This window comes from Shewanella khirikhana (genome assembly GCF_003957745.1).
In the GTDB taxonomy this organism is placed as follows: Bacteria; Pseudomonadota; Gammaproteobacteria; order Enterobacterales; family Shewanellaceae; genus Shewanella; species Shewanella khirikhana.
Genome location: NZ_CP020373.1, coordinates 1,130,073 through 1,143,989 on the forward strand (window position 1 = coordinate 1,130,073; position 13,917 = coordinate 1,143,989).

8 protein-coding genes and 1 pseudogene are annotated in these 13,917 nt (G+C 57.0%); 4 read left to right on the top strand and 5 right to left on the bottom strand.

Annotated elements, in window-relative coordinates:
* Positions 1-90: 90 nt before the first annotated feature.
* The 5 genes from STH12_RS04815 to STH12_RS04835 form a co-directional block, all read right to left on the bottom strand.
* Positions 91-909, bottom strand: a complete 819-nt coding sequence (locus STH12_RS04815) for a DUF2797 domain-containing protein (RefSeq protein ID WP_126166506.1) — start codon at positions 907-909, stop codon at positions 91-93.
* Positions 910-1,091: 182 nt separating this feature from the next.
* Positions 1,092-3,995, bottom strand: coding sequence for a TonB-dependent receptor (locus tag STH12_RS04820; protein WP_237158751.1), 2,904 nt, complete (start codon positions 3,993-3,995; stop codon positions 1,092-1,094).
* A 297-nt stretch (positions 3,996-4,292) separates the two neighbouring features.
* Positions 4,293-5,300, bottom strand: coding sequence for a LacI family DNA-binding transcriptional regulator (locus STH12_RS04825; RefSeq protein WP_126166507.1), 1,008 nt, complete (start codon positions 5,298-5,300; stop codon positions 4,293-4,295).
* A gap of 23 nt (positions 5,301-5,323) precedes the next feature.
* Positions 5,324-6,658, bottom strand: a complete 1,335-nt coding sequence (locus STH12_RS04830) for a glycoside-pentoside-hexuronide (GPH):cation symporter (protein WP_126166508.1) — start codon at positions 6,656-6,658, stop codon at positions 5,324-5,326.
* 14 nt (positions 6,659-6,672) lie between these two features.
* Positions 6,673-8,031 carry a GH1 family beta-glucosidase gene (locus STH12_RS04835; RefSeq protein ID WP_126166509.1) on the bottom strand — a complete coding sequence of 453 codons (1,359 nt, stop codon included), beginning with the start codon at positions 8,029-8,031 and terminating at the stop codon, positions 6,673-6,675.
* 213 nt (positions 8,032-8,244) lie between these two features.
* Between STH12_RS04835 and STH12_RS04840 the strand changes: the two genes are divergently transcribed.
* The 4 genes and pseudogenes from STH12_RS04840 to STH12_RS04855 all read left to right on the top strand — a co-directional run.
* Positions 8,245-9,507: a sugar MFS transporter gene (locus tag STH12_RS04840; RefSeq protein ID WP_126166510.1), complete on the top strand. Its 1,263-nt coding sequence runs from the start codon at positions 8,245-8,247 to the stop codon at positions 9,505-9,507.
* Positions 9,504-12,107 carry a glycoside hydrolase family 3 protein gene (locus STH12_RS04845; protein WP_126166511.1) on the top strand — a complete coding sequence of 868 codons (2,604 nt, stop codon included), beginning with the start codon at positions 9,504-9,506 and terminating at the stop codon, positions 12,105-12,107. The genes STH12_RS04840 and STH12_RS04845 overlap by 4 nt, the downstream gene beginning before the upstream one ends.
* Before the next feature lie 25 nt (positions 12,108-12,132).
* Positions 12,133-13,068 carry a fructokinase gene (mak, locus tag STH12_RS04850; protein ID WP_126166512.1) on the top strand — a complete coding sequence of 312 codons (936 nt, stop codon included), beginning with the start codon at positions 12,133-12,135 and terminating at the stop codon, positions 13,066-13,068.
* A 291-nt stretch (positions 13,069-13,359) separates the two neighbouring features.
* Positions 13,360-13,890: pseudogene (locus STH12_RS04855) on the top strand (DMT family transporter); the annotation flags it as partial.
* Between the last annotated feature and the right edge of the window lie 27 nt (positions 13,891-13,917).

Here is a 13,917-nt window from a genome sequence, read left to right on the forward strand (position 1 = left end):
AAGCCGATTGGCAATAAAAAAACGCCGGGCATTGCCCGGCGTTTTTTTATTGCTGACTCAAGATTTCAGCTCAGCACTCGAGGTTTCAGCTCAGCACTCGAGGCTGACTTCGTAACCTGTGTATTTGCGGATATTGATAACGCCGCTATCAAAAATCAGGTATTGGCCCTTGATGCCGGTCAGTACCGCATCAATCAGTGGCTCTTTGTCGAGGTTGAAGGATTTAACCTTGGTCGGAAACTCATTAATTGGGAAATCAATGGCTTGTGCTTCAGTGCCCAGCAGCTGCACCGCATCCTGACCATACTCGGCGCGGATAGCCTCGATAACCGGCGCCACTTCAGCGAGTAAGCGCGACGCCTCGGCAGCCAAATCCATTGGCGCATTGTTGCCCTTCAGCATCGCCTGCCAGTGGGTTTTGTCGGCTACGTGTTTGGCGATTTCCACTTCAATCAGGCCGGAAATCTTACGGCTGGCCACTTTCAGGATTGGCAGACCCTGGGTGGCACCCTGATCTATCCAGCGGGTGGGAATTTGGGTGTGGCGGGTGATACCCACCTTTAGCCCCGAGGTGTTGGACAGATACACAAAATGGGGCACAAAGCAGTGGCTGTCGCCCCATTCAGGCTCGCGGCAGGTGCCCTGATCGTAGTGGCAGGTCTCGGGCTTTAAGATGCACATATCGCAGCTGGCAAGCTTTTGCATGCACACATAGCAGTGGCCTTCCGAGTAGCTCTTTTTGGTCTTTTTACCGCAGTTGCAGCAGTAGATATTGCCGGAATAGATAAGCTTAAGCGGTTTACCAATCAATGGGTTAAGGGCGATTTCTGCATCGCCTACCGGCAAGCGGTAACTGGCCAGGCCCTGCTCATCGAGCCCGGTGCGCATTTTTCTCAATGTTCCTTGCATGACACTCTCAATTGCAATGGAGCCGTCCGCGGTGGCGTTGGCTCTTTCTGATTTTGCCCAGAGTGTACCAGCCTTGGCGGCGAAGATAAAAAAAGCCGCGGCAGATGCCGCGGCAAAGACCTCACCCGTGGGCCGCTACCTTGCGGTGTTGGCCCGGGGTTTTCCCACTTCAGTACACAAAGTTAGAAGCTGTAACGTGCGCCAATGGAGTAACGGGCGGCGTTCTGCTGCGCCAGCAGCATTTGCTCTTCGTAACGGCCGTAGACGCGTTTTTCCTGCTCAAGCACGTTGATGCCTTCGGCGAAGATGGACAGGTTGTCGGTGAGCTGGTAGCTCACGCTGACGTCCAGCTGGCCATAGGCTTCGGTGAACTGAGGCGCAGGACCACCGGCTTCTGCCTGACCCATGCCAGACAGGAAGGTGTCACGCCAGTTGTATGCCAGACGCGCCTGCAAACCTTCTTTTTCATAGAACACCGACAGGTTGGCCGAGTCAGACAGGCCGGGCAGGGCGAACTGCTCGTCCACGCGCTCCACGTCATACTCGGTGTCACCGTCTACCAGGGTGTAGTTGGCGGCGAAACCAAAGCCTGTGTCCCAAAACCAGTGCTGCCAGGCCAGCTCAAAGCCGTTGATGTTCAGATCTTCAACGTTGTTGGGCTTGCTGATTTTCCAGTCGGCCACCGGATCGGCGCCTGACTGAGGCACGCGGCCGTCGGCATTGCCATAACCGTTGTCAATCAACCATTGGAACACGGCTTCATCACTTGGGGTTTCGTTGTTGGCAATCAGCTCGGCGCGGGCCTGCTCGGCCGCAGGGCCAACATAAGGGTCACGCAGGTGATCGTATTTCACGGTTTCGATGGTGTTCATCAAGAAGTTTTCCACTTCCTTGTTGAAGTAACCCACAGACACGTAGCTGGCGTCGTCGTAGTAGTATTCCAGCGACAGATCGATGTTGTTGGAGCTGAACGGCTTCAGCGATGGGTTACCGGCGAAACCGGTACGGGAGCCGACTTTTGGAATGGGGGTCAGTGCGGTGGTGGCGCGCATTGAACCCAGGGTCGGACGGGTGATGGTGCGGCTGTAACTGAAGCGCGCAATCAGGTTGTCGACCATTTCCAGGTTGATGTCGAGGTTTGGCAAAAACTCTTTATAGTCATGGGTTTCATGGCTGTAGGAGAAGTCATCGGCATAGACGGTTTGCCACTCGGTGGGGTTGAGCCATACCAGCTGCTGCGCTTCTTTTTGCATGGAACTGGCGGTGACATCGGTTTGCTCGTAGCGTAGACCGGCAACGATATTCAAAGGCATGTTATTGAATTCGCTGTCAATGTTCACCTGAACATAGGCGGCAGTGGTGTCTTCTTTGATCAGGTGGTCATCCTGCCAGGGGGCTGACACGTATTCCACATCATACAGGGCTTCGGCCTTGTCCATGGCGGCCTGCTGATCGTAGCTGTAGTAGTAGGGGATCAGCATATCGCTGCCGCCGCCACTGAAATCAGACAGGAAGTCTGAGCCCAGGCCGACATAGCTTACATCATCCTTCCACAGCCCCATGTTGCCGTACCAACCGGCGCTGATCGGGCCTGTGTAAGAGCCCTGGGCATGGGTTTCCATGGAGGTGAAAGACACGCCGAAATCGATGGATGACAGCGCATCGTTGTTTTCATTCACCCAATGGCCATCGAACTGATACTGATTGACGTCAGTTTCGTTGCGGCCGGCGCGCACCCCGGCAAACAGTGACGCATAGTGCTCGGGCAGCAGGTGCGGCTCACCGTTGGGGTTAAGGCTGGCATAGTTGGCGCCAAGCAGCGGGATCTCGGTGCCGGTGGCGTCATAGGTCTTGTCAGCCACATTCAGGGCGCCAAGGATGAAAAAGATATTGTCGGCGCTGTTGCCCAGGGTGCCTTCGGCGCTGGCGTTGGAGTCATGGGCATCGAAGCTCAGCTGCAGATTGTCTGTGGCTTGCCATTCGATGTTGAAACCCAGCGACTTATTGATGTTGTCCGAGGCGTTCTGGTGCATGGTGCTTGAATAGTCGCCGCCCACTTCGGTCACATAATCGAAGGTGCCGTTTTCATTGATATGGGCATAGGTGGCGTTACCTGGACCCGAGAACCACAGGCCCCAGGTATCTGTGTTGGACACGTCAGACAGCTTGGAATAGGTGTAATCCAGGGTCATTTCCACCGCATCGGATGGCGCGTACTGGAACACCAGCTGGGCGTTGGTACGCTCACGCTCGGTATCCTGACTGGCAAAGCCGATGTTACGGGCATAGAAGGTGTTGCCGTAGGGATTTTTGTTCTCGTTGATGACTTCGGCATTGGGGTTCAGCTCACCATCGATGTTCTGGCGCCAACCATCTATGGTGGCCTTTTTGGTGTTGCTGTCACGTTTCTGATACGAGGCCGATAGCCCCAGGCCCAGAGAGTCATCCAGGAAGGTGTTGCTGAAAATACCGGAAATTTCCGGGGTGATGGAGCTGCCATCTTCCACGCTGGTATCGTGATGGGCTTTCACGCCAATGCTGGCCACCAGATCGCGGGTATCGAAGGGGCGGGCGGTGCGGATATTGATGGTAGAGCCAATGCCACCTGAGCTGATATCAGCCTTGCCGGTTTTGTAGATTTCCACGCCGCTGACGGCGTCGGATGCCAGATTGGCAAATTCGAATGAGCGGGTTGACTCGCCGGCCACCTGGGCGGTGGGCATGGTGCGGTTGTTGAGCAGCACCAGGTTAAAGTCGGGGCCAAAGCCACGCACTGTTACCTTGCTGCCTTCGCCGTTGACACGGTCGATGGACACGCCGGTGATCCGCTGCAGCGACTCTGCCAGGTTAGTGTCGGGGAACTTACCTATGTCTTCGGCGGAAATGGCATCAACCACACCGGCGGATTGGCGCTTGAGTTCCATGGCCTTGGCCTGTGAACCGCGCACCCCGGTGACCTGGATAACTTCGATATCGCCTTCAGCCGCAGGGGCTTCTTCGGCAATGGCGGGTAGGGCAGACAGCAAGCCCAGCACCAGGGATACCCCGGTCGCCAGCTTTGATTTTTTGAATTCTAATTGTCGCATCAGGTTCCTCTCCCAGAGACCCGTGGCCGCAGTGCAGCCCGGGACGCTATTGTTGTAAAGCTTACAGGTTTGCATACCACTTCGCCTGCAAGTGTAAATGTAAGCGCTTACATAAATTATGATGCCGATATTTTTATGTCAACCACTCTCAGTTGAATTGTTGAAAAAATGTTTATTTACCGCGGTGAGATGATTCAGGGGAACATGGCGCAGGTGTTTGTAATTATTTTGTTTTTTTAATACATCAGGCGAGCACCTTGGCTCGCCTGAAAAATTGAAAGCGCTTTCATTCGTTGTCTAATTGGCGCTCGGGGGCTGCACCGATTCACGCACAACCAGCTCGGGTTCAAAGCGATGGTGAAAGCTGACCTCGCGGTTATCGTACACCTCTTTTAATACCCAATTGGCGGCCATGCGGCCCATGTCCTGGATGGGGTTACATACAGTGGTGAGCTTGGGCGAGATATAGCGGGGGAAGGGTATGTTATCGAAGCCAACAAAGGAGATATCCTCAGGCACCCGCAGGCCTCGCTCGAGGCACAGCGCGATGGCACCGGAGGCCATCTGATCGTTGGCACAGACCACGGCGCTGAAGGGGACGCCGCGCTCGAGCAGCGCCGCCATACCTTCAAAGCCGCCTTCTTCACGGAAATCCCCTTCGAAGAACAGGGCGTCATCGAACTCAAGCCCCTTTTCTGCCAGCGCTTGTTTATGGCCTTCGAGGCGCTCTCTGGCATCGAGTTTAAACAGCGGTCCGGAAATGTAAGCAATGCGGCTGTGGCCGTGGGCGAGCACGTGACGGCTGGCCAGCAAGCCTCCCTGCAGGTTGTTCAGATGGACACAGCGCTCTTCAATGCCGTCCACATGACGGTTAATCAGCACCACCGGGGTTTTGCCGCTGCACAGCTCCTGCAAATATTCATTGGAGAGGATTTCGGCATCCACAATCAGGGCATCACAGCCACGGGAGAGCAGAAACTCCACCGCCTCTTTTTCCTGGGCGGCGTCGCTGTGGCCGGCGGCAATGATCACGTGCTTATTGGCCGCGCGCAGCGCCGACTCCACTTCCCGCATCATGGGGCCGTAAAACGGACCATCGAGCTGGGACACCAACACCCCAACGCTGTTGGAGCGATTGGATGCCAGAGACTGGGCGATGGTGTTGGGGCGGTAGTCCAGCTGCGCCATGGCATCGTGGACTTTTTGGCGGGTCTTTTCGCTGACTTTGCCGGTGTTGTTGACTACCCGGGAGACGGTCGCCAGCGACACGCCTGCCAGGAAGGAAACGTCATAAATTGTGGCCATAAGAGCTGGCTTTCCTTGAACTGCTATGTGCCTGAATGCTTTTGTTCCAGCGCCACACTGATTTGCGCAACGCGTTGACTGTCCAGTGTATAGTGTCGCATGACAAAGGCAACCGCGATTGAAGCGAGCGCCGGATACAGGGTAAAACACAGCACCATGCCATCAAGGGTTTGCTGACTCTGACTGGCATCGGCCTGATAGCCGTAGGCGGCCAGCAGCCAACCGGCGAGGGCGCCGCCAATGGCAAGGCCAAGCTTGATAAAGAAAATCACCGACGAGTACACCAGGCCCGTGGTGCGCACGCCGGTTTTGTACTGGCCGTAATCCACAGTATCCGCCATCTTGGCCCACAGCAGCGGGGTGCCCATGTTGATGGTGAAGTTCCAGGCGATATAGAGCACAAGTGCCAGCAGATATTGCTCGCCGGGCACAAACCAGGCCAGCAGGCACAGCGCGGCCGCTATCAGTTGCAGGCGGATATAGGCCTTCACCTTACAGACTTTGTCGGCCAGTTTCTTGGCAAGCCCAACCCCAAAAATATTGCCTATCACGCCGCTGGTGACGAACAGGCTTATCATGTCCTCACGGCCAAGCACGTACTTGACGTAATAGATGGCGAGGGTGGATTTAAGCACAAGCCCGGTCAGCAAAAAGATGGCCGCCGCCGACAGCACCCGCCATTGATCGTTTGCCCACAGCGCCTTGACTGCTGCCTTGATATTGCCGCTGCTGTCATCGGTGCTGAAATCCCGCTCTTTGGTGCCAATAAAACACAGTAAAAACATTACTGTGCCTAAGATACTCATGGCAAGAATGGTGAGCTGATAGCCCTTGGCTTTATCGCCCTGACCGAAAAAATCCACCAAAGGCAAGGTGAGCGCGCTCACCATCAGACCGCCAAGCATGGCAAACACAAAACGATACGACTGTACTGAAACCCGCTCGGCCGGATTGGTGGTCAGCGCGGCGCCGAGCGCACAATAAGGGATATTGATGGCGGTATACGCCAGCATCAGCAGGGCATAGGTGATGAGTGCGTAGATTTCCTTGCCGCTTTCGGTCAAATCCGGGGTGGTAAACGCCAGCACACTGATGGCACCAAAGGGAAAGGCAAACCACAGCAGGTAGGGGCGGTAGCGACCCCAACGGCTGTTGGTGCGATCGGCAAGGTAGCCCATCAGCGGGTCGGTCACCGCATCCATAATGCGCACCGCCAAAAACATGGTGCCGACAAAGGCGGCGGAGATCCCAAAGATGTCGGTATAGAAAAACGTCAGAAACAGCATGACGGTTTGGAACACTATGTTGCTGGCAGTATCGCCAAGCCCGTAGGCAATTTTTTCTCTGACGCTCAACATGGCGACCTCCTTTATTATTTTTGGCTCAGCGCGCGCCTGTGTGCAAGCATTCCCTGATAGGCTTTGGCGCTGGATTTGAGGGTGCGCTCCTGGGTGTCGTAATCCACATACACCAGGCCGAATCGTTTGCGGTAGCCTTCTGCCCACTCGAAGTTATCCATCAAACTCCAGGCAAAATAGCCTTTTACATCAACCCCATCTTCTATTGCCCTGTGCACGGCCAACAGGTGTGATTGCAAATAATCGAGCCGCATCGGGTCGTGTACTTCGCCGTTAAGCGGCACATCGTCTTCGGCGGCGCCATTTTCGGTGATGTAAATGGGGGGCAGTTTGAACGAGCGCGACAGATCTTTCAGCAAGTCGGTAAAGGCGCCTGGGCAAATTTCCCAGTCCATGGCGGTGCGGGGCACATTGCATACCCGCACATCTTCAAAACCCAGATCGCCGCCTGCCTGATAGACGTTGCGGGTATAGTAGTTAATGCCAAGGTAGTCCATGGCGGTTTGAATGATGTCCATGTCTCCGGGCAGCACCGGCGGCTTTTTCTCGGGTTCGAGTGCATCAATGATGTCAGGATAGCGACCTTCCATCAGCGGCATCAGATACCACAGATTGTGATATTCATGGGCAAGACGGGCCGCCTTCCGGTCAGCTTCGTTGTCGCCAAAGGCATAGGCGGGACTGAAGTTCAGCACTATGCCCGCTTTGGCGTGGGGGGCAAAGCGGCGGATTTCGGCCATGGCCAGACCGTGGGCCAGCAGCAGATGGTGCGCCGCGGCCCGGCCCGCTTTGCGGCTTTGTTGGCCGGGGGCATGCACGCCCGCCTCGTAACCCAGAAAGGCGCTGCAAAAAGGCTCATTCAGGGTCGAGTAGGCGTAAACCCGCTCTCCCAGAGCCTGCACCACCGCACGGGTGTACTGGGCAAAGGCGAGGGCGGTGTCACGGTTCAGCCAGCCGCCTTTATCTTCAAGATGCTGCGGCAAGTCCCAGTGATACAGGGTTACAAACACCTTGATATTGCGAAGGGTAAGCTCATCGAGCAGGGCTTTGTAAAAATCCATGCCTTCACGGTTGACGCTGCCGTCTTTGTGCAGCACCCGCCCCCAGGAGATGGACAATCGATAGGCATCCACACCGAGTGAGTCAATCAGCCCCACATCTTCCCGCCAGCGGTTTACGTGATCGCAGGCTACCTTGCCATCGGAGCCATCGGCAATCTTGCCGGGGGTGGCGCAAAAGGTATCCCAAATGCAAGGCAGCCGATGGCGAATATCGCCCTCAATCTGGAAAGACGCGGTAGCCACCCCAAATAAAAAGTCTTGCTGCATCATGGCGGAATCACCCGGCAGGGTGAAAGGCAGTATTTGTGTCATTGTTATCCTGTTCCTGAAACCGACCCCAGCCCCGGCGCTATTGCCTGTATTTATGCCCATGGCGCTCATCATTCCGTGGGCAAAATAGGTTGACAAGGGTTAACGCAGTGTTAAAAATGAAAGCGCTTACATTAATCTAGTGGCAGAACTGTCAAAGGTCAATCACCAATGCGGTCAGCACTGCCAAACGCAAGAATTTTAAGGGGAGAGAAGATGGCAACTGCACCCAGTCCAAGCGTTGCAGCTACCCAGGTCAGCGATGGAGCGGGTAACTTCCGTTTCGCGCTGGCCTCGCTTACCACACTGTTCTTTATGTGGGGCTTTATTACCTGCCTGAACGACATTCTTATTCCGCATTTAAAGGCGGTATTTAACTTAAATTACGCCCAGGCGATGCTTATCCAGTTTTGCTTCTTTGGCGCCTACTTTTTGGTGTCGGTGCCTGCCGGGGCGCTGGTCAAGCGGGTGGGTTACCAAAAAGGCATTGTTGTGGGGCTGCTGACCGCCGCCCTTGGCTGCGGTCTTTTCTACCCGGCGGCGGTGTCGGCCACCTATGGCGTGTTTCTGGGGGCGCTGTTTGTGCTTGCCAGCGGCATTACCGTGCTGCAGGTGGCGGCAAACCCCTATGTCACCGCCCTTGGGCCGGTGGGAACCGCATCAAGCCGCTTAACCCTGACCCAGGCCTTTAACTCGCTTGGCACCACTATCGCACCCGCCTTTGGCTCAGTGCTGATTTTGTCGGTAGCCGCAGGCGCCTCCGCTCAGGCAGAAGCCGAAGCGGTCAAGCTGCCATATCTGCTGCTGTGCGGCATGCTGGTGGTACTGGCGCTGGTGTTTGCACTGCTGAAGCTGCCCCATATTCAGGGCCAGGAGGATGAAACCCTGGAGGGTGACGCAACAAAACCGGTCTCGGCGTTAAGCCATCGTCATCTGCTGCTGGGCGCCATCGGGATTTTTGTCTACGTGGGCGGCGAAGTGGCCATTGGCAGTCTGCTGGTGAACTTCCTCGGTCAGCCCCATGTGGCGGCGATGGAAGAAGCACAGGCGGCGCACTACATTGCCTTTTACTGGGGCGGCGCCATGGTAGGCCGCTTTATCGGCGCGGCGGTAATGCAAAAGGTGCCAGCGGGTAAAGTGCTGGGATTCAATGCCTTTATGGCCGCGCTGCTGGTGGTGGTCGCCGTGATGAGTGAAGGCGCCGTGGCCATGTGGGCGATTCTGGCGGTGGGGCTGTTTAACTCCATTATGTTCCCGACTATTTTCAGTCTGGCGCTGAAAAACCTTGGCCCGGCAACGGCTCAGGGCAGCGGTATCCTGTGTCTGGCCATCGTCGGCGGCGCCATAGTGCCACTGGCGCAAGGGCTGATTGCCGATGCGGCGGGGCTGTCGGTGTCTTTCCTGCTGCCGGTGCTGTGCTATGCCTATATCCTGTTTTATGGCCTTAAGGGTTCAACGCCGACGGGGGAGCAAGCATGAGACTCAGGCTTTCCCGAACGGCAGCCGTGATTGGCAGTGTGCTTGGACTCACAGTCGCTGCAGCCTCGACAACGGCAATAAGCGCAACAAGTACAGTTGCCACCGGCACTGAATCGCTGCATAGCAAAACCAGCCTCGACCTTTGGCCACAAGGAGTGTACCGCGTACCTGTGGATGCGGCGCTGGAAGCCAGAGTGGGTACGCTGCTGGCGCAGATGAGCCTTGAGCAAAAAGTCGCGCAAATCATCCAGCCGGAAATCCGTGACTTCAGCGTAGAAGATATGCGCCGGGTGGGATTCGGCTCCTTTTTGAATGGCGGCGGCTCCTTTCCCGGTAATAACAGTCAGGCCCGGGCATCGGATTGGGTGACCCTTGCCGATGCTATGTACGAAGCGGCGATGGATGCAAGTCTCGATGGCGCTGCCATTCCGCCCTTTTGGGGCACAGACGCGGTGCATGGCCACGGCAACGTGTTTGGCGCGACCCTGTTTCCCCACAATATTGGTTTGGGTGCAACCCAAAATCCGGGGCTGATTAAAGCGATCGCGGCGACCACCGCCAGGGAAGTGCGTGCCACCGGCATCGACTGGGTGTTTGCACCCACGGTCGCTCTGGTTGATAACCTGCGATGGGGCCGCAGTTACGAAGGCTACGCCCGCGATCCACAGCTGATTGAGCGCTACGCCCGCGCCTTTGTGGCCGGGATGCAGGGCGAGGGTGATAGCTGGCTCGATGGCGCTCACACCCTCGCCACCGCCAAGCACTTTATTGGCGATGGCGGCACCGAGAATGGTGATGACCGGGGCGACACCCGGGTGGATGAGGCCACCCTGGCTGGCCGTCACGGTCAGGGCTATGTGGGCGCGCTGGCGCAAGGGGTGCAAACCGTAATGGCGTCGTTCAACAGCTGGAACGGCGAAAAGTTGCACGGCAGTCACTATTTACTTACCGAGGTGCTTAAAAACCGGCTTGGCTTCGATGGTGTGGTAGTGGGTGACTGGCTCGGGCATGGCTTTGTGCCCGGCTGCAGTTACGAGCGCTGCGCGGCCGCCATTAACGCCGGGGTCGATATTCTGATGGCGCCCGGCGACAGTTGGAAGGCGCTGTATCCCAACACCATTGCCGATGTGAAATCCGGGGCTGTGCCGGCGTCGCGTCTCGATGATGCGGTAAAACGCATTCTTCGGGTTAAGCTGCGCGCCGGGCTGTTTGATGGTTTGTCGCCATCGAAGCGCCCCTTTGCCGGTGATGCCAGCCTGATTGGACATCCCGAGCACAGGGCGCTTGCCCGTCAGGCGGTGGCCGAGTCGCTGGTGCTGCTGAAAAACAATCCGGTGGAAGGGGCGCCACTGCTGCCAATAAAGTCATCCGCCCGGGTGCTGGTGATAGGCGAGGGGGCTGACAATATTCCCCAGCAGGCCGGTGGCTGGAGCATGACCTGGCAGGGGACGGAAGTGACCAATGCCGATTTCCCCGGTGCCACCAGCATTTTTGCCGGTATCGACGATGCACTGAAAGCGGGGGGCGGCGAGGCGCGTCTTAGCGTGGATGGCAGCATTCCTGCTGACTTTACTCCGGATCTGGTGCTCGCCGTATTTGGTGAGTCACCCTATGCCGAGGGCAATGGCGACCTGGATAACCTTGAATATCAGCGCGGTGACAAGCGCGATCTGGCCATGCTGAAGCGGATCAGGGCCGCAGGTTTACCGCTGGTGTCGGTGTTTTTATCCGGCAGACCTTTGTGGGTCAATCCCGAGCTGAATGCGTCCGATGCCTTTGTGGCTGCCTGGCTGCCCGGCAGTGAAGGCGCAGGTGTTGCCGATGTACTGATTGGCGATAAGCACGCTAAACCCAGAGCGGACTTTATTGGACGACTGCCATTCCCCTGGCCTGCAACCCCGGATGCCGATGGCTGGCATCATGAGGATAAACCGCAAGCGTCACTGTTTGAACTGTGGCAAGGCTTTGATTATCAAAGCAATGCAACACTTGCCACACTGGATGAGTCCAGCGGCGCTGAGACTGCGCCATCGAGGTTGGCTATTTTTGATAAGGCTATCAAGGCTCCCTGGCATTTGGCCGTGGGCGATGACTCCGGCATGCACAGAGTGGGCGCCGGTGTGTGGCAGCAGGGCGCCTGGTCGGTCAGAAGCATCAACCGTGAGGTGCAGGAAGATGCGCGCCGTTTCAGCTTTGCAGCCGCTGGCAGCCTGAGTTTTCGGGATGATTTTCCAATGGACTTGCGCCGCTTTTACCGTAAAACGGCGGTGCTTGGCTTCGATGCCGCGCTGGAGTCGGTGCCAACCCAGGCAGAGCTGTCGATGCAATGCGAAGGGAATTGTGGTCAGACCCTGAATCTTGCCGGATCCCTGGTGGCCGATGCCAAATGGCGCCGTTATCAGGTGCCCCTTGGCTGCTTTGGCCTCGGCGTAAATGAACTTGGTCGGGTATTCAGCCCGATGACGCTAACCCTTGGCGCCGGTGATGCGCTCACCCTGGCCAATGTGGCCATCGAAGAAGCCGGTGCGGCGTCGGCGGCGAATATCCTGTTGGCTGAATGTGGTCAGACTCAAGCTGAAGCTGAAGCCATGCCACGTTAACCACCAACCTTCTTTGGAGAGCAGTATGTATCGCAGTGGGATAGATTTGGGCGGCACCAAGATTGAGTTGGTGACATTAAACGACAGTGGCGAAGAGGTGTTTCGAAAGCGGGTGCCTACGCCTAAAGATTACCGCGCCACACTGGAGGCGGTGGCATCACTGGTGCGTGACTCCGAGAGCGAGACCGGCCGGGTGTCCAGCATTGGCATAGGGATCCCCGGCGTGGTGTCGTCGGTAACCGGCCGGGTGAAGAACTCCAACGCGGTCTGGCTCAACGGCCAGCCGATGGACAAAGATCTGGGCGCCATGCTGTGCCGCGAGGTGCGCATTGCCAATGACGCCAACTGCTTTGCGGTGTCAGAGGCGGTGGACGGCGGCGGCGCCGGTAAGGGCGTGGTGTTCGGCGCCATTCTCGGCACCGGCTGCGGCGCGGGCATTGCCATTCATCATAAGGTGCATGCCGGGGGCAACGGTATTGGCGGTGAGTGGGGCCATAATCCCTTGCCCTGGATGACGACGGAGGAGTTCAACTCCACCCGCTGTTTTTGCGGCAATGCCGATTGTATCGAGACCTTTGTCTCCGGCACCGGTTTTGTGCGTGACTTTCGAGCCCACGGCGGTGAGGCGGCGAGCGGCATTGAAATTGTGGCGCTGATGACCAAGGGCGATCCTTTGGCCGAGGCGGCATTTGGCCGCTTTATCGACCGCTTGGCCCGGGCGCTGGCCCACGTGATTAACATCCTCGACCCAGACGTGATTGTGCTGGGTGGCGGTGTGTCCAACATTGATTTGATTTACGAATGTTTGCCAGCGCTGCTGCCCAAATATGTGCTTGGCGGCGAGTGCGCCACGGTTGTGGTGAAAAACCGCCACGGCGCCTCGTCCGGCGTGCGGGGCGCGGCCTGGTTGTGGGCGCCCGGTGAAAAGGCCGCGCTGCCGGCGCTGGTGGCTGCCAGGTAATCCGGGCTGCCGCTCAGGCGCTTTTGGTTGCCGCGCTGCCTGGTAATAGACTCTCGTGTAAGGAGGTTTCATTTCGGCTCGCTTTCATGAGGGAGCCCTGAACGCTTTTGTGTCTGCCTTGCCTCAGGGATGAGGCGCTTTTAGTGCTTGTCCTTTTTGGCGCCCCGGCCTGACTGGTCGAAATGGGCGCCGTTTTTTATTCTGCACATGACGTTGTAAATCGCTTGCCGGCTCGGCAGAATAGCCGCTCGCTGTAGGCTTTGAAATTTTGGGGGAAGTGTGGCCAATTTGATGTTACTGCTGGCTGCGGCCATTTGGGGTTTTGGTTTTGTGGCGCAGCGGCTTGGGATGGACCATCTCGAGCCTTTTGCCTTCAACGGCCTGCGCTTTGTGATTGGCGCCCTGAGTTTGCTGCCACTGATCTGGATTATGAAACGTCAGGGTCGTCTGAAAGGCTTGTCTGACAAAGATTTTTTACGCAGAGCTTTTGCCGGTTCCCTGGGCTGTGGCGGCATTTTGTTTATTGCTGCTTCGTTCCAGCAGGTGGGGCTTTTGCACACCACTGCGGCCAACGCCGGATTTATCACCGGGCTCTACATAGTGCTGGTGCCCGTGCTGGGGCTGGCGCTGAAACACAGTACCGGTATTAACACCTGGCTTGGCTGCGCCGTGGCCGTGGTGGGACTGTATTTTTTGAGCGTCGGCGATGATTTCAGTATCTCGTATGGCGATGGTTTGCAGCTGATTGGCGCGCTCTTCTGGGCGATGCACATTCTGGCGGTGGATCATTTTGCCGCCCGGGTGGCCCCGGTCGTGCTGGCCTGTGTGTATAGGGTCTAGTTAAATGAA